Below are 15,294 nucleotides of genomic sequence, written 5' to 3' on the forward strand. Positions count from 1 at the left end.
GATCACTCCTCACTCCTCACTCCTCACTCCTAGGTGAACTGTCATGTTAAGTCCAAGAAGAACAAAATTTCGTAAACAGCAACGCGGGCGAATGAGCGGTCTGGCGACTCGTGGTAACAAGCTAGACTTTGGCGATTTTGGCTTGCAGGCGCAGGAGTGCCACTGGATTACCGCTCGCCAAATTGAAGCCAGCCGCCGCGCCATGACCCGCTATATTCGTCGGGGTGGCAAAATCTGGATTCGAGTTTTCCCTGATAAGCCGGTGACAATGCGTCCCGCAGAAACCCGGATGGGTTCTGGTAAGGGTGCCCCAGAATTTTGGGTTGCGCCTGTTAAGCCAGGACGAATTCTGTTTGAAATTGCAGGCGTGCCAGAGGCAACGGCAAAAGAAGCGATGCGATTGGCATCATTCAAGCTACCCATCAAAACGAAATTCATTACTCGCGAAACGGAGGAGTCCTGAGCTATGCCTCTTCCCAAAATTGCAGATGCTAGAAGCCTGAGTGATCAGGACCTTGAAGCGCAAATTCTGGCGGTGAAGCGTGAACTTTTTCAGTTGCGATTTCAGCAAGGCACCCGTAAGTTGGAAAAACCTCACCAGTTTAAGCACGCCCGTCATCGCCTTGCCCAATTGTTGACGATCGAGCGGGAGCGGCAGTTGACAGCCTCCCAGCCAAAAGCAGAAGCGGAGTAGACCCATGGCAGTAAAAGAACGAGTTGGCTTAGTCGTCAGCGACAAAATGGACAAGACGGTGGTTGTGGCAGTCGAAAACCGCTCTGCCCATCCTAAGTACGGCAAGATTGTGGTGCAAACGAAGCGCTACAAAGCCCATGATGAAGAAAATAAGTGTAAAACGGGCGATCGTGTCCGCATTCAGGAAACAAGACCTCTAAGCCGCACCAAGCGGTGGAGGGTGACTGACGTCCTGACGACAGCACAGGCTTAACGGAGGACGTCATGATTCAGCAGGAAACGTATTTGAATGTGGCAGATAACAGCGGTGCTCGTAAGCTGATGTGCATTCGTGTGCTAGGTGGAAATCGCCGCTATGCGGGTGTTGGTGACATTGTCATTGCAGTTGTGAAAGACGCAATTCCCAATATGGCGGTGAAGAAGTCGGATGTGGTTAAAGCCGTCATCGTCCGTACAAAGAAGAGTCTGCGTCGGGACAGCGGTATGAGCATTCGGTTTGATGACAATGCGGCTGTCATCATCAACAACGACGGTAATCCTAGGGGCACTCGTGTTTTTGGTCCGGTAGCTCGCGAATTGCGCGATAAAAACTTTACGAAAATCGTTTCTCTGGCTCCGGAGGTGCTGTGATGGCGAAAAATAATTCAACTGAAACCCGCTACAGAATGCACGTCAAGAAAGGTGACACCGTTCAGGTGATTGCAGGCAGCGATAAGGGAAAAGTTGGCGAAGTGCTGCAAGCGATTCCCAAGACGAGTCGAGTCGTAGTTAAAGGTGTGAACTTAAGAACGCGACACATCAAACCTAGGCAGGAAGGTGAATCAGGGCAAATCGTGACTAGCGAAGCTTCAATCCATAGCTCCAACGTCATGCTTTACTCCGACAAACAGAAGGTTGCCAGCCGCGTTTGCTACACCTTCAGCGAGGACGGTCGTAAAGTGCGGATGCTGAAGAAGACGGGCGAAATCCTCGATTAAACGGAATTGATCAATTCCCCTGACCAAGACCAGGGACTTTATTAAGGGCACGACAATGGCAGAACGACTCAAGACTCAATATCAAGAAAGAATTGTCCCAAAGCTGATGGAGCAGTTTGGCTATACCAACATCCATCAAGTTCCCAAGCTTGTCAAGGTGACGGTAAACCGAGGCTTAGGCGAGGCGGCTCAGAACGCTAAGGCGTTGGAGGCATCTCTAGCCGAGATTGGAATCATCACTGGACAAAAGCCCGTAGTCACACGAGCGAAGAAGGCGATTGCAGGCTTCAAGATCCGTCAAGGAATGCCTGTTGGAGCGATGGTGACGCTGCGGTCCGATCGCATGTACATGTTTCTCGAGCGACTGATCAACCTGGCACTGCCCCGAATTCGAGATTTTCGCGGCGTTAGCCCCAAAAGCTTTGATGGACGCGGTAACTACACACTGGGAGTGCGAGAGCAGCTAATTTTCCCAGAGGTGAGTTACGACAGCATTGACCAGATCCGCGGCATGGACATTTCCATCATTACTACTGCAAGCAGCGATGAAGAAGGTCGCGCTTTGCTGAAAGAAATGGGAATGCCCTTTCGGGAGAACTAAGGCAGATTAATCAAGGACACACTATGGCGGCAAACGATACTATTGCGGATATGCTGACGCGGATTCGGAATGCAAATCTGGCGCGTCACCAGACGACTGAGGTTCCTTCTACTAAGATGACTCGCAGCATTGCGCAGGTTCTCAAAAATGAAGGCTTTATCGCTGACTTCGAGGAAGTGGGCGAAGGCGTAAAACGCAATCTTGTGATTGCACTAAAGTACAAGGGTCGTGGTAGACAGCCAATTATCAACACGCTGAATCGGGTCAGTAAGCCAGGATTTCGCGTGTACTCTACCTGCAAAGATTTACCACGCGTTTTGGGTGGAATTGGCATCGCTATCATCTCCACGTCGGGTGGCATCATGACCGATCGCGAGGCTCGACGCAGCGGTTTGGGCGGCGAAGTTCTCTGCTACATCTGGTGAACTAAGTTGATAGGAGTAATCAGATATGTCTCGTATTGGTAAGCGTCCCATCTCCGTTCCTGGCAAAGTCACCGTCACGATCGATGGGCAAGCTGTTACAGTAAAAGGCCCCAAAGGCGAACTCTCCAGAGTTCTACCCAATGAGGTTGTGGTGTCTGAAGACAACGGTACGGTGCAGGTCGATCGACGCGATGATTCTCGTCCGGCACGTCAACGCCATGGGCTATGTCGAACTCTCGTAGCCAACATGGTAGAGGGCGTTTCCGAAGGATTTCAGCGTCGGTTAGAGATCCAAGGCGTTGGCTACCGTGCTCAGGTGCAGGGTCGTACCTTAACTCTAAATATGGGCTATAGCCACCCGGTACAAATTGAACCACCAGATGGCATTCAATTTGCCGTAGAGAACAACACAAACGTGATTGTTAGTGGCATCGACAAAGAGATTGTAGGAAACACAGCTGCTCGGATTCGGGCCGTTCGTCCGCCTGAACCTTATAAGGGTAAAGGTATTCGTTACGCAGGTGAAGCAGTTAGACGCAAGGCTGGTAAGGCAGGGAAGAAGTAGACATGAAGCTTACTCGTAAAGAATCCACTCGTCGTCGGCATACCCGCGTGCGTCAGAGTGTAACAGGAACCTCAGAACGTCCCCGGCTAGCCGTGTTCCGCTCAAATGAGCATATTTATGCTCAAGCGATCGATGATACTGAGCAGCGTACGCTGGTCGCTGCTTCAACCCTCGACCCCACACTAAAAGCTGATCTAGGCTCCGGAGCTAACCGCGAAGCGTCCGAGGCAGTCGGGAAACTAATCGCTCAACGCTTACTAGAAAAAGGCATCCAACAAGTTGTTTTTGATCGGGGCGGAAATCTGTATCACGGTCGTGTTAAGGCGTTAGCAGACGCGGCTCGTGAAGCCGGGCTGAACTTCTAGAGCGCAGCAGCCGTTGCTGACTGGCAATTCATCTGTGGAGTAACTCATGGCAAAAGAACGTAAGAAAAGCAAAACTCGGGAAAAAGAGTCGGACTGGCAGGAGCGTGTTGTCCAAATCCGGCGGGTAACGAAAGTGGTAAAAGGCGGTAAAAAACTTAGCTTTCGGGCGATCGTCATTGTCGGTAACGAGCGTGGACAGGTCGGCGTAGGCGTTGGTAAAGCCAGTGACGTAATTGGTGCGGTCAAGAAAGGCGTTGCCGATGGTAAGAAGCACTTGATTGAAGTGCCATTGACTAAAGCGAACTCGATTCCCCATCCAACTACTGGTGCAGGCGGTGGTGCCAAGGTTATGGTTCGTCCCGCTGCTCCTGGTACAGGTGTAATTGCGGGTGGTGCCGTTCGCACAGTGCTTGAACTTGCAGGGGTCCGCAATGTCTTGGCAAAACAGCTGGGTTCTGGAAATCCGCTGAACAATGCGAGAGCAGCTGTTAGCGCACTAGCAACCCTGCGGACCTTCTCTGAGGTGGCCGAGGAGCGGGGCGTTCCAATTGAAAACCTCTATGCCTAAAGCCAGCGAACACATATTGTGAGTAACAACCATGAGATTAAATGACGCTACTCCCCAGGAAGGTTCTAAGCACCGTCCTCGCCGTGTAGGTCGAGGAATTGCGGCAGGTCAAGGAGCAAGCTGCGGCTTTGGAATGCGCGGACAAAAGTCGCGATCGGGTCGCCCGACTCGTCCTGGCTTTGAGGGCGGTCAGATACCTTTGTATCGCCGCTTGCCAAAGCTCAAGCACTTTCCGTTAGTGAACCGCTCAAGCTACACCATTATCAATGTGGACGATTTGTCCTCTCTTGCCGCTAACACGGAGGTAACATTGACCTCTTTGATTAAGGCAGGCATTGTCACTGCAAATAACGGACCGCTGAAGGTGCTGGGTGATGGCGATGTCAGTGTGCCGCTGACGGTGAGGGCAGCGGCTTTTACAGCGGCGGCTCGCGCTAAGATTGAAGCAGCAAAAGGAACGTGTGAGCTTCTGGGTGCGAATTCATCCACCTCTAAGTAACTAGTTGGCAGTAAATTATAGGCGCTCCGGCTTAAAGAAACTGCTGAAACGACTTACCCCCTCCACCCCTAATGCTCGTACATGTAGAGGAACTCCTTCATGGTCGTTAGTCGAGATAAAACGCCAACCGCTCAAGAAACCTTTGCCCAGATGGCGCAAGCGGCTGGGCTGCGTGGGCGCATTCTGCTTACGGTTGGGATGCTGATTCTGGTTCGCTTAGGCAAATTTCTGCCGCTGCCAGGAATTGATCGTACTGCCTTTGCTCAAAGCATTCAAAACAGCCCGGTTATTGGCTTTCTGGATATCTTTGTGGGAGGTGGTATCTCAGCGTTGGGGATCTTTGCGCTCGGGATTTTGCCGTACATCAATGCGTCAATTATTCTACAGCTCTTGACGGCTGCGATTCCCTCCTTAGAGAACTTGCAGAAGAATGAGGGTGAAGCGGGTCGTCGCAAGATTTCTCAAATTACTCGCTATGTCGCGCTGGGCTGGGCGGTAATTCAAAGTGTTGGCATTGCGCTGTGGGTACGCCCCTTCGTCGAGAATTGGGGTCCGCTGTTTGTTGCGCAGACCGCACTGGCGCTTACAGCAGGATCTATGTTTGTGATGTGGGTTGGTGAGCTGATTACCGAGCGCGGCATTGGCAACGGTGCCTCGCTGCTGATTTTCGTCAACATTGTCTCTAGCTTACCGACCTCTCTTGGTCAAACGTTGGAGCTAGCGCAGAGTGGCGATCGTAACCTGGTGGGTGGAGTAGCAATTCTGCTGCTGGTTTTTCTGGTGATGATTGTCGGTATCGTATTTGTGCAAGAGGGTACTCGTCGCATTCCTATCTTGTCGGCACGCCGACAGGTCGGACGACGTATGTATTTGGAGCGCAGTAGCTACTTGCCCTTACGGTTGAATCAGGGCGGCGTGATGCCAATCATCTTTGCATCTGCGGTGCTCGTTATTCCAGCAACGATAGCGCAGTTTTTTAAGAACGACGTTGTCATTCAGTTTGCCAACTACCTTAGCCCAAATGGTCCGGCCCCGTGGGTTCATGTAATGATTTACCTGACCCTAATCGTGTTCTTTAGCTATTTCTATGCTTCGCTGGTTGTTAATCCAGTGGATATGTCTCAGAACTTGAAGAAGATGGGTGCCAGTATCCCAGGAATTCGTCCTGGTAAAGCAACTAGCGAATATATTGAGCGCGTTTTGAATCGACTGACGTTTTTGGGCGCCATTTTCTTAGGGCTCGTCGCGATCGTTCCGACAGCAGTGGAAAGTGCCACACGGGTTAGAACGTTTCAAGGTTTGGGTGCGACTTCGCTGCTGATTCTGGTAGGCGTCGCGATCGACACCGCTAAACAGATTCAAACCTATGTGATCTCGCAACGCTACGAAGGAATGGTGAAGCAATAGTGACGCGGTTTATTCTTCTTGGTGCGCCGGGTGCAGGGAAGGGGACGCAGGCGAAGACACTGGCAACTCTTCGCCACATTCCTCATATCTCAACTGGGGATATTTTGCGTGAAGCGGTGTCTCAGGGAACACCGCTGGGAGTAAAGGCGCAGGGCTATATGGACCGCGGTGAACTAGTGCCTGATCAACTAGTCATTGACTTAATTCGCGAACGGTTAAGTCGACCAGATGCCCATATTGGTTGGATTCTTGATGGCTTTCCTCGAAACGTCACCCAAGCGACTTTTCTTGATGAGTTGCTGACGGAGATTGATCAGGTCTACGATCACGCCATCAATTTTGAAGTACCCGATGACGTCTTAGTACAGCGCATGCTAGGTCGAGGGCGTAAGGACGATACTGAGGAAGTCATTCGCCGTCGGCTACAGGTTTACCGAGAGCAAACTGCACCGTTGATTGACTTTTACAGCAGCCGTAACAAGCTCGCTACAATTAACGGCAACTCTTCTGTTGAAGAGGTTACAGCTACCCTTGAGCAACTCGTTTAGCAATTGGACAAAAGACGTCAGCGCGCTTCTCGAGCCTGCCGCATGTTAAATAAATCGTCTAGACTCAAGGAGTGCTATTTGTCAAGATAAGTGTCTGAAGTTAATGAGTTGTCTATAACGTTGAGGAAAAAGACTTGTCCAAACAAGATTTGATTGAGATGGAAGGTACGGTTACGGAGTCATTGCCCAACGCGATGTTTCGGGTTGATCTGGATAACGGGTTTAATGTGCTTGCCCATATTTCAGGCAAAATTCGGCGAAACTACATCAAAATTCTTCCGGGCGATCGCGTCAAGGTTGAGCTTACACCGTACGACCTTACAAAAGGTCGAATTACTTACCGGCTCCGTAATAAAAAGTAATCCGATTACAGGATTTTATTAAGCCAGGGTAACCAATTTTGTTTGACAAAAGCTTCATAAATTTGTTAGAATGCCATATTTGTAGCGTCGAAATAAATCATGAAAGTGCGGGCGTCGGTTCGTCGAATCTGTGAAAAATGCCGCGTCATTCGTCGCCGCGGCAGAGTAATGGTGATCTGCTCTAATCCGAAGCACAAGCAGCGTCAAGGCTAGTGCTATTGGAACTGTTCTGTAAATGGAACGAAGCGTAGGGTTACGATTGCAATTGTAGTCTAATTGAAAGCTGGGAGAAAACGTGTGGCACGGATTGCTGGAGTAGACCTGCCGCGAGATAAGCGAGTCGAAATTGGGTTGACCTATATCTACGGAATTGGGCTGACCCGTTCGAAAGACATTCTCAAGGAAACAGGGGTGAACCCGGATACTCGAATCAAAGATTTGAGTGATGCGGATGTCACAGCGCTGCGGGCAGAGGTCGAAGAAAACTATCAAGTCGAAGGCGATCTAAGACGCTTAGAAGGGCTTAACATCAAGCGTCTAATGGATATCGGCTGCTACAGAGGTCGTCGCCACCGTATGGGGCTACCTGTACGTGGGCAGCGGACTCGGACGAACGCTCGGACTCGTCGCGGCGGTCGTCGAACAGTGGCAGGTAAGAAGAAAGCACCTAGTAAGAAATAATTGCTAGGAAATTGGAATTTCAGGAAGAAGGCGAAACATGGCACGACAACCAACCAGAAAGACCGGGGCACGTAAGCAGAAGAAGAACGTGCCAAATGGTGTTGCTCACATTCAATCGACGTTCAACAACACGATCGTCACGATTTCAGACGCGAGTGGCGAGGTCGTCTCGTGGGCATCTGCGGGTTCCAGCGGCTTTAAAGGCGCGAAAAAAGGAACTCCATTTGCAGCTCAAACGGCAGCTGAGAATGCAGCGCGACGCGCAACCGACCAGGGAATGCGCCAGCTCGAAGTCTTGGTCAGCGGTCCTGGTGCAGGTCGGGAAACGGCAATTCGAGCACTGCAAGGAGCTGGGTTGGAGATCACGCTGATTCGGGACGTGACGCCGATTCCCCACAATGGTTGTCGTCCACCAAAGCGGCGTCGAGTGTAAGGCACTCAGTACGGGACGGGGAACGTGTAGTGGTTGCTTTGGTGCAGCAGTTGAGCTTGAGTGAGCGAGGCATTTGCCTTTCAGGTAGTAGCGGGGAGGTCCCACGGTGGCACAATTTCAGGTTGAATGCGTAGAGTTAAAGACTGAGAAGGACCAAAGCCAAAGTAGTAAGTTTGTGATTGAGCCTTTGGAGCGTGGTCAGGGCACGACCCTGGGTAACGCTCTGCGGCGGGTGCTACTGTCTAATTTAGAGGGTGCAGCCGTGACAGCCGTGCGGATTGCTGGTGTGAACCACGAGTTTGCCACGATTCCAGGCGTGCGGGAGGATGTGCTAGACATCCTGCTAAACATGAAGAAGGTTGTTCTGAGAAGCTACTCCTCCCAGCCTCAGATTGGTCGGTTGCTCGTTCAGGGACCAGAAACTGTGACGGCAGAGCAGTTTGATTTGCCGTCCGAGGTGGAATTGGTTGATCCCTCGCAGTATATTGCGACGCTATCACCTGGCTCAACCTTGGAAATGGAATTCAGAATTGAGCGCGGTAAGGGCTACCGGGCAGTTGAGAAAGGTCGGGATGAAGCGACCGCACTGGACTTTTTGCAGATCGACTCTGTGTTCATGCCAGTTCGTAAGGTGAACTACCTGATAGAGGATGCCCGGATTGGTGGCGCAACTGAGAAGGATCGCCTGATCATGGAGATTTCTACAAATGGTAGTTTGACTCCGCAGGAGGCACTGAGCCAAGCAGCAAGCATCCTGGTCGATCTGTTCAATCCACTGAAGGAGATCACCTTCGAGCCAACCGATGAGAAGGACGATTTTCCCGACGATCCCAACAACCAAATTCCGATCGAAGAGCTACAGCTCTCGGTACGAGCATATAACTGCTTAAAGCGGGCCCAGATTAACTCGGTCGCTGATCTCTTGGACTACACCCAAGAGGACCTGCTGGAGATCAAGAACTTTGGTCAAAAGTCGGCGGAAGAAGTGGTTGAAGCCTTGCAGCAGCGGTTAGGCATTACGCTGGCTCAGGAGAAATCCTCAAAAAACCCGTAGAACACTCACTCTAGTCTGTGGAATCGAAAGAACATGCGTCACCGTTGTCGTGTCCCTCAACTTGGCAAACCCGCTGATCAGCGTCGTGCTCTCCTACGGGCGCTAACGACTGAACTGATTCGTAATGGTCGGATTACAACGACCAAGACTCGCGCTCAAGCCGTTCGATCGGAAGCTGATCGAATGATTACGTTAGCAAAAGATGGTTCCCTCGCCTCGCGGCGCCAGGCAATGGGTTACCTATATGATAAGCAGCTTGTTCATGCGCTATTCGAACAGGCGGCTAGTCGGTATGGCGATCGCAATGGCGGTTACACGCGCATTCTCCGCACGGTTAGTCGTCGTGGTGACAACGCCACGATGGCGATTATCGAACTCACTTGATTGATGACAGACGCTCTGCTACCGATCCAACGTGTTGCCCTGGTTATCCAGTACCTGGGCACTCATTTTCACGGCTGGCAGCGACAGTTGAATCATCGGACAGTACAGGAGGAGATTGAGACAGCGATCGAGGCGATCGTGGGTCATCCAATCCGAATTCATGCGGCGGGACGAACCGATAGTGGGGTACATGCTGCCGCTCAGGTTGCCCACTTTGATATCGCCAGTCGGATTCCGGCGCATCGCTGGGCCGACATTCTTAACGCTCGCTTGCCACAAGACATTCTGATTCGAGCCTCTGCCGCTGTTGGCTCCACGTGGCACGCTCGATTCTCGGCGCTCTGGCGACGCTACCGCTACACCCTCTACACAGATTCCCGTCCTAATCTGTTTGTTCGTCCATTCTCCTGGCACTACTACTATGAGCCGCTCGATGCTGCCCTGATTCAAGAGGCGTTAAATCCGCTGGTTGGGCGTCATCACTTAGCAGCGTTTCATCGAGCGGGTTCCCGTCGTCCCCACTCGTGGGTAGAGGTTCAGGTCGCAGAGTGTCAGCGTCGTGGCTCGTTCCTTCAGATTGAAGTGCAAGCAAGTGGCTTTCTCTACGGCATGATGCGGCTGCTGGTAGGTCTGTTGGTGCAAGTTGGATGTGGAGCACGATCGCCCCTAAGTTTTACGGAGCTTTGGACGGCGCAGCGGCGAGATGATGTGAGATATGCTGCCCCTCCTCAAGGACTGTGTCTGCTACGCGTTGGCTACCCTGAGTTCCCTTTTCCGATAGACGCTTGGTTTGACACCCAACCGCTACTCGTTCTACCGTCATCCCCCGAATTGTCCGTTATTTAACCGTCTTTAATTCACTGCTGCAACCACCGAGACTGCTATGAACAAATCTTACCTTCCTCCCCAAGACGCAATTGAGCGAAACTGGTACGTTGTAGACGCTGCGGATCAGCGTCTAGGCCGTCTTGCTAGTGAAATCGCGATGGTGCTGCGAGGCAAAAACAAGCCAACTTACACGCCTTTCATGGACACTGGCGACTTTGTTATCGTGATCAACGCTGAGCAGGTGGACGTCACAGGCAAAAAGCGGACTCAAAAACTCTACCGTCGCCACTCCGGACGTCCTGGCGGTATGAAAACGGAGACGTTTGACAAACTGCAAGCGCGAATTCCTGAACGGATTATTGAGCACGCCGTCAAGGGAATGCTGCCTAAGAACACACTCGGTCGGCAGTTATTCACCAAGCTGAAGGTGTATGCCGGACCTGACCATCCCCATCAGGCGCAGCAGCCACAACCACTCGAAATCAACACCATTCCCGGAGGTCAGAACTAATGCAAGCAACGGACCAAGATCGAGCAGTGTATTTGGGAACGGGTCGGCGCAAGTCGGCAGTGGCGCGAGTTCGCCTGATTCCCGGAAGCGGGCAGCTAATTATTAATGGCAAACCCGGAGATTTGTACCTGCAATTCAACGCTGAGTATTTGTCGGTTGCGAAGGCTCCTCTAGAAACGCTGGGCTTGGAGAACGAGTATGACGTTCTAGTAAACGCCCACGGCGGTGGCTTGACAGGACAGGCAGATGCAATTCGGTTAGGTGCTGCTCGTGCACTGTGCCAACTGGACCCAGACAACCGGAAGCCGCTTAAGATTGAGGGCTATCTGACCCGCGACCCCCGCGCCAAGGAACGGAAGAAGTACGGCTTGCGGAAAGCGCGTAAGGCTCCGCAGTTCTCGAAGCGCTAAGATTGTAATTGTGTGAACGTGTATCAAACGAACCATGCCTAAGCCAGATATTCATCCTAAGTGGTATCCCGACGCCAAAGTCTACTGCAATGGCGAAGTCGTTATGACGATCGGCTCTACCAAACCCGAACTGCACGTCGATGTGTGGTCGGGCAATCACCCGTTCTTTACGGGTACACAAAAGATCATTGATACGGAAGGCCGCGTGGAGCGCTTCCTGCGGAAGTACGGCATGATGGACGGCGAGGAAGGTGCAGAGGCTCCTCAGCCCACTAAAAAGCGACGGTAGCAGACTCCAGTTTGCCTGAGCTGTTAGTGGCTAGTCGGTCAGTCAAAGACCTTCTAGCTGTTAGCAGCTTTTGACTTTCTGCGTGTCCTTTACCATGAGCGTGTTGTATGGCTGAAGCCTATTTGCTTGATAAACTTAGATCCGTTGAGCAGACCTTTAATGAACTGACACGGCGACTTGCTGATCCGGATGTTGCTAGAGATGCGGCTGAATTTCAGCGCGTGGCAAAGTCGCGATCGTCTCTGGAAGAGGTGGTCAACGCGTTTGAGGAATGGAAGACTGCTCAAGAAAATCTGACTGGCACACGGCAAGTTCTTAAGGAAGCCGGCAGCGATCCAGAAATGCAAGAAATGGCAGCGCTGGAAGTTGAGGAACTGCAATCAAAAATCGATCAGCTAGAAACGCGCCTAAAGATTCTACTACTGCCCAGCGATCCGAACGATGACAAAAACATCATGCTGGAAATTCGTGCCGGAACGGGTGGGGACGAAGCCAGCATTTGGGCGGGCGATTTAGTGCGGATGTACTCACGCTACGCGGAGGGTCAACGCTGGCGAGTGAAGCTGGTCAGCGAATCGCTAGCCGATATGGGCGGCTTCAAGGAAGCGGTTCTAGAAATTCAGGGCGATCGCGTCTATAGCAAGCTGAAGTTTGAAGCGGGCGTACATCGCGTGCAGCGAGTTCCGGCAACCGAGGCACAGGGGCGTGTTCACACCTCGACAGCGACCGTTGCCGTGATGCCGGAAGTGGACGATGTGGAAGTTCACATCGATGCCAAAGACATCGAACTCACCACGATGCGATCGGGCGGTGCAGGCGGACAGAACGTCAACAAAGTAGAAACAGCGGTTGATCTGCTGCACAAACCGACCGGAATCCGGATTAAATGTATGGAAGAGCGATCGCAGCTGCAAAACCGCGAACGCGCCATGCAGATTCTGCGGGCAAAACTCTACGAGATCAAACTGCAAGAGCAGCAAGAAGCTGTAACCTCTGCCCGTCGAATGCAGGTGGGAACGGGTTCACGATCAGAGAAAATTCGCACCTACAACTACAAGGACAACCGCGTCACCGACCATCGACTCGGACAAAACTTCAGCTTGGCTCCTGTACTTGAAGGCGACATTGATGAACTGATTCAGACGTGTATCTCTCAGGACCAGCAGGAGCGGCTGGAAGCGTTGGCAGCAGAAACGAATGGGCAGGCAGTGGCGTAATGGCTGGTTGCGTCAGGCAATTCGCTGCTAGACTGGTTTGACTTGTGGCGGCTACTCATCGAACAGCTCATCATGCCTCGCTTTCTCCATCTCGCGGACGTTCATCTCGGCTTCGATCGCTACGACAGCAAAGCGCGCACCAAAGACTTTTATCTGGCGTTTCAGGATGCGCTGGAAAAGTACGCGATCGCCGAGCAAGTTGATTTTGTGGTGATTGCAGGAGATTTATTTGAGCATCGCACGATCCAGCCGGCAATCCTGAATCAAGCGAAGCTGTGCCTGCAACAGCTAAACGAGGTGGGCATTCCAACGATCGCCATTGAAGGCAATCACGATAACCGTCCCTATGGCACGAAAACAAGCTGGCTGCGGTATCTCGCAGATTGGTATGGGCTAATTTTGCTAGAGCCAGGAGATACGGCGCTGGGTGAGGCGTTGTACGCGCCGTGGGACTGGGAAACGCAGCGGGGCGGCTACATCGATTTAGACTGCGGCGTGCGCGTTCTAGGGTCTCAGTGGTACGGAGCGTCTGCCCCCAAGGCCATCGTCACGCTAGCGGATGCAATCCAAAGCCTGCCTTCTGGTCCAGCTCATACGGTGATGCTGTTTCATCACGGGATGGAGGGGCAGATCGCTCGTTATCAAGGGGCATTGTCCTACAACGATCTGTTGCCGCTGAAGCAGGCAGGCGTCGATTACCTGGCGCTGGGACACATCCACAAAAACTACGCAGAGCAGGGCTGGATTTTTAACCCTGGTTCCATAGAGGCAAACAGCGTCGAAGAAAGTCGCTACGATCGCGGCGTTTACCTGGTAGACCTTGACAGTACGGGCATTCACGCCGAGTTAAAGCAGGATTATCACCAGCGCCCTACGATACGACTGAACCTGAAGGCGCGAGGAGAAGAGAGCATCGACGGGTTGGAAACGGCAGCGGTCGCGATGGTGCAGCAGGCAATGCAGTCAGGCAAGCTTGATCCCGCTCAGGAGCCGATCGTCGAACTGCGGATTGACGGACAGGTGGGTTTTGATCGCCTTGATCTGGACACGCGCCAGCTTCAGCAAGACCTCAAAACTCTTAGCAACGCCCTGATCTTTCTGCTGAAGTACGACGTAGACTCCGTCGAGTACGCCACGCCAATTTCCGAGGACGCTAGCCGACTGCAAGTTGAACAAGAGGTATTCACGGATCTCTTGGCTGCTCACAGTACGTACAAAACGCGATCAAGCATTCTGGCGCAGGGACTCATCGATCTTAAGGAGTTACAGATACAAGGACGATCGGAAGCGGACCTTTATGAGTTTGTTACTCGCCTGCTGGAGTAATGATGCCATCGCTCTGAATCTCCAGCTTGCGACCGCGCCAGTATACGCTTCGCCCTACCGCACCGATCGCCCACACCGCCACGCTCAGCAAATCCCGCAGCGGCAGCAGCCAAAGCCAGCGCAGCAGGTTAGGACAATTGAGCGCTACGAGAGCAACGCCCGCTTGGCTGATTCGAATAATGAGAGTAATTAAGCTAAGCGCGATCGCCCACGGTTGCCAACCTGTAAACAGCAGCAGCGGCAAGCAAAACACGGTCCCATAGCAGATCGGGAGCGTGTAATAAATAGGACCGCGATTAAACCGAATGGTTCGCGCCCACCGCAGTTCACGCTGGAACAGGTCTCGAAGCGTTTCATGGCCCGTGTCAGATTCCAGCACGTAGCGAGACAGTTCCACGCGGTACCCCGCCTGCGCCATGCGCTTACCCAGGTTGTAGTCGGACCCAATGCGGCTGAGATGCAGCCCACCCGCATCGGTCAAACTCGACTGACGCACCGCGATCGTGGCTCCTACCGCAAACTTCAGTCCACCATCTAATGCTTGCGCGACCAGCGCACTGGGAATAAAGTCACAGCCGCGCCCCAACGCGGCTAACGCCGCAGTCAACCCCTTGGGATTGTGCCCAATAAACGCGCACGTCACCATCCCAACCTCCGGTTCCGCCAGAGGACCTGTCACCGTCCTTAAATAGTCGGAACTGACCTGAATGTCGCTGTCTACAAACACAATCACTTCATGCCGCTTTGCCTCTAGCAGGTAGCTGAGCGTGCTGTCTTTGTGATTAATGCCGCGTGGTTCGAGCCCAATAAACAAGCGCACGCGATCGGGAAACGTTTCCGCCAGTCGGTGCAGCAGCGGCACTGCCAAATCGGTTGGATCGACTACGCCAAACAGCACTTCGTACTCTGGATAGTCCTGCTGGCACAGCGAGGACCAGTTCTCCCAGGCAGCAGCATCCACGCCACACACGGGCACCAGAATTGAGACTGGTTCACCCAGTGACTTAGTTGCTGAGTTTGAAGCAGCAAAAAATCGCTGGGTGCAGACGGCGCAAGCAACGTAAAATGCGATCGATCCGCTCACCAGCAGCGTCAAAACCAGTTGTAACAGAAGCATCGCCGAAATTCTCTACGTTCCTAGCCCAAACAG

26 protein-coding genes are annotated in these 15,294 nt (G+C 52.5%); 25 read left to right on the plus strand and 1 reads right to left on the minus strand.

From position 1 onward, the window contains the following. The first annotated feature begins 43 nt into the window (after positions 1 to 43). The 25 genes from rplP (at position 44) to H6F43_RS09220 (ending at position 14,144) form a co-directional block, all read left to right on the plus strand. Positions 44 to 463 carry a 50S ribosomal protein L16 gene (gene rplP, locus H6F43_RS09100; RefSeq protein WP_190342469.1) on the plus strand — a complete coding sequence of 140 codons (420 nt, stop codon included), beginning with the start codon at positions 44 to 46 and terminating at the stop codon, positions 461 to 463. A 3-nt stretch (positions 464 to 466) separates the two neighbouring features. Continuing rightward, complete coding sequence (gene rpmC, locus H6F43_RS09105) at positions 467 to 694, plus strand: 50S ribosomal protein L29 (RefSeq protein WP_190342470.1); 228 nt, start codon at positions 467 to 469, stop codon at positions 692 to 694. Between the two features lie 4 nt (positions 695 to 698). Beyond that, entirely contained in the window at positions 699 to 947 is a 249-nt protein-coding gene (rpsQ, locus tag H6F43_RS09110) for a 30S ribosomal protein S17 (protein ID WP_190342471.1), read from the plus strand. An 11-nt stretch (positions 948 to 958) separates the two neighbouring features. After that, entirely contained in the window at positions 959 to 1,324 is a 366-nt protein-coding gene (gene rplN / locus H6F43_RS09115; protein ID WP_190342472.1) for a 50S ribosomal protein L14, read from the plus strand. After that, complete coding sequence (rplX, locus tag H6F43_RS09120) at positions 1,324 to 1,671, plus strand: 50S ribosomal protein L24 (RefSeq protein ID WP_242025454.1); 348 nt, start codon at positions 1,324 to 1,326, stop codon at positions 1,669 to 1,671. Before rplN ends, rplX begins: the two co-directional genes overlap by 1 nt. Before the next feature lie 55 nt (positions 1,672 to 1,726). After that, positions 1,727 to 2,272 (plus strand): 50S ribosomal protein L5, encoded by a 546-nt coding sequence (rplE, locus tag H6F43_RS09125; protein WP_190342473.1) that lies wholly within the window; start codon positions 1,727 to 1,729, stop codon positions 2,270 to 2,272. A 23-nt stretch (positions 2,273 to 2,295) separates the two neighbouring features. After that, a complete protein-coding gene (gene rpsH / locus H6F43_RS09130; RefSeq protein WP_190342474.1) occupies positions 2,296 to 2,697 on the plus strand; it encodes a 30S ribosomal protein S8 in 402 nt (133 codons plus the stop codon). 25 nt (positions 2,698 to 2,722) lie between these two features. Beyond that, the gene (gene rplF / locus H6F43_RS09135; RefSeq protein ID WP_190342475.1) at positions 2,723 to 3,262 is read left to right on the plus strand and encodes a 50S ribosomal protein L6; all 540 of its coding nucleotides are present in this window, start codon (positions 2,723 to 2,725) and stop codon (positions 3,260 to 3,262) included. 2 nt (positions 3,263 to 3,264) lie between these two features. Continuing rightward, entirely contained in the window at positions 3,265 to 3,627 is a 363-nt protein-coding gene (gene rplR, locus H6F43_RS09140; RefSeq protein WP_190342476.1) for a 50S ribosomal protein L18, read from the plus strand. Positions 3,628 to 3,673: 46 nt separating this feature from the next. After that, positions 3,674 to 4,195, plus strand: a complete 522-nt coding sequence (gene rpsE / locus H6F43_RS09145; RefSeq protein ID WP_190342477.1) for a 30S ribosomal protein S5 — start codon at positions 3,674 to 3,676, stop codon at positions 4,193 to 4,195. 31 nt (positions 4,196 to 4,226) lie between these two features. Continuing rightward, positions 4,227 to 4,694 carry a 50S ribosomal protein L15 gene (rplO, locus tag H6F43_RS09150; RefSeq protein WP_190342478.1) on the plus strand — a complete coding sequence of 156 codons (468 nt, stop codon included), beginning with the start codon at positions 4,227 to 4,229 and terminating at the stop codon, positions 4,692 to 4,694. 99 nt (positions 4,695 to 4,793) lie between these two features. Next, positions 4,794 to 6,101: a preprotein translocase subunit SecY gene (secY, locus tag H6F43_RS09155; RefSeq protein ID WP_190342479.1), complete on the plus strand. Its 1,308-nt coding sequence runs from the start codon at positions 4,794 to 4,796 to the stop codon at positions 6,099 to 6,101. Next, positions 6,101 to 6,649, plus strand: coding sequence for an adenylate kinase (locus H6F43_RS09160; protein WP_190342480.1), 549 nt, complete (start codon positions 6,101 to 6,103; stop codon positions 6,647 to 6,649). Before secY ends, H6F43_RS09160 begins: the two co-directional genes overlap by 1 nt. A 134-nt stretch (positions 6,650 to 6,783) precedes the next feature. Further along, on the plus strand, positions 6,784 to 7,011 hold the full coding sequence (infA, locus tag H6F43_RS09165) for a translation initiation factor IF-1 (protein WP_009767978.1): 228 nt from the start codon (positions 6,784 to 6,786) through the stop codon (positions 7,009 to 7,011). Positions 7,012 to 7,110: 99 nt separating this feature from the next. After that, complete coding sequence (gene rpmJ / locus H6F43_RS09170; RefSeq protein ID WP_190342481.1) at positions 7,111 to 7,224, plus strand: 50S ribosomal protein L36; 114 nt, start codon at positions 7,111 to 7,113, stop codon at positions 7,222 to 7,224. An 84-nt stretch (positions 7,225 to 7,308) separates the two neighbouring features. After that, positions 7,309 to 7,692 (plus strand): 30S ribosomal protein S13, encoded by a 384-nt coding sequence (rpsM, locus tag H6F43_RS09175; RefSeq protein ID WP_190342482.1) that lies wholly within the window; start codon positions 7,309 to 7,311, stop codon positions 7,690 to 7,692. 37 nt (positions 7,693 to 7,729) lie between these two features. Then, on the plus strand, positions 7,730 to 8,125 hold the full coding sequence (gene rpsK / locus H6F43_RS09180) for a 30S ribosomal protein S11 (RefSeq protein ID WP_190342483.1): 396 nt from the start codon (positions 7,730 to 7,732) through the stop codon (positions 8,123 to 8,125). Between the two features lie 106 nt (positions 8,126 to 8,231). Next, complete coding sequence (locus H6F43_RS09185; protein WP_190342484.1) at positions 8,232 to 9,179, plus strand: DNA-directed RNA polymerase subunit alpha; 948 nt, start codon at positions 8,232 to 8,234, stop codon at positions 9,177 to 9,179. A 33-nt stretch (positions 9,180 to 9,212) separates the two neighbouring features. After that, positions 9,213 to 9,563, plus strand: a complete 351-nt coding sequence (rplQ, locus tag H6F43_RS09190; RefSeq protein ID WP_190342485.1) for a 50S ribosomal protein L17 — start codon at positions 9,213 to 9,215, stop codon at positions 9,561 to 9,563. A gap of 3 nt (positions 9,564 to 9,566) precedes the next feature. After that, positions 9,567 to 10,409, plus strand: coding sequence for a tRNA pseudouridine(38-40) synthase TruA (gene truA, locus H6F43_RS09195; RefSeq protein WP_190342486.1), 843 nt, complete (start codon positions 9,567 to 9,569; stop codon positions 10,407 to 10,409). Between the two features lie 37 nt (positions 10,410 to 10,446). Beyond that, positions 10,447 to 10,902 carry a 50S ribosomal protein L13 gene (gene rplM / locus H6F43_RS09200; RefSeq protein ID WP_190342487.1) on the plus strand — a complete coding sequence of 152 codons (456 nt, stop codon included), beginning with the start codon at positions 10,447 to 10,449 and terminating at the stop codon, positions 10,900 to 10,902. Further along, entirely contained in the window at positions 10,902 to 11,312 is a 411-nt protein-coding gene (gene rpsI / locus H6F43_RS09205) for a 30S ribosomal protein S9 (protein ID WP_190342488.1), read from the plus strand. The genes rplM and rpsI overlap by 1 nt, the downstream gene beginning before the upstream one ends. Positions 11,313 to 11,346: 34 nt before the next feature. Then, positions 11,347 to 11,601 carry a 50S ribosomal protein L31 gene (gene rpmE, locus H6F43_RS09210; protein WP_190342489.1) on the plus strand — a complete coding sequence of 85 codons (255 nt, stop codon included), beginning with the start codon at positions 11,347 to 11,349 and terminating at the stop codon, positions 11,599 to 11,601. Positions 11,602 to 11,708: 107 nt separating this feature from the next. Then, a complete protein-coding gene (gene prfA / locus H6F43_RS09215) occupies positions 11,709 to 12,818 on the plus strand; it encodes a peptide chain release factor 1 (protein ID WP_190342490.1) in 1,110 nt (369 codons plus the stop codon). A 72-nt stretch (positions 12,819 to 12,890) separates the two neighbouring features. Then, positions 12,891 to 14,144 carry a DNA repair exonuclease gene (locus H6F43_RS09220; RefSeq protein WP_190342491.1) on the plus strand — a complete coding sequence of 418 codons (1,254 nt, stop codon included), beginning with the start codon at positions 12,891 to 12,893 and terminating at the stop codon, positions 14,142 to 14,144. Here the strand turns inward: H6F43_RS09220 and H6F43_RS09225 are convergent. Further along, positions 14,125 to 15,261 (minus strand): glycosyltransferase, encoded by a 1,137-nt coding sequence (locus H6F43_RS09225; protein ID WP_190342492.1) that lies wholly within the window; start codon positions 15,259 to 15,261, stop codon positions 14,125 to 14,127. The two genes, H6F43_RS09220 and H6F43_RS09225, sit on opposite strands and share 20 nt — an antisense overlap. Positions 15,262 to 15,294 lie beyond the last annotated feature (33 nt).

Origin of the sequence: Leptolyngbya sp. FACHB-36 (genome assembly GCF_014695955.1) — a bacterium.
Taxonomy (GTDB): domain Bacteria; phylum Cyanobacteriota; class Cyanobacteriia; order Leptolyngbyales; family Leptolyngbyaceae; genus FACHB-36.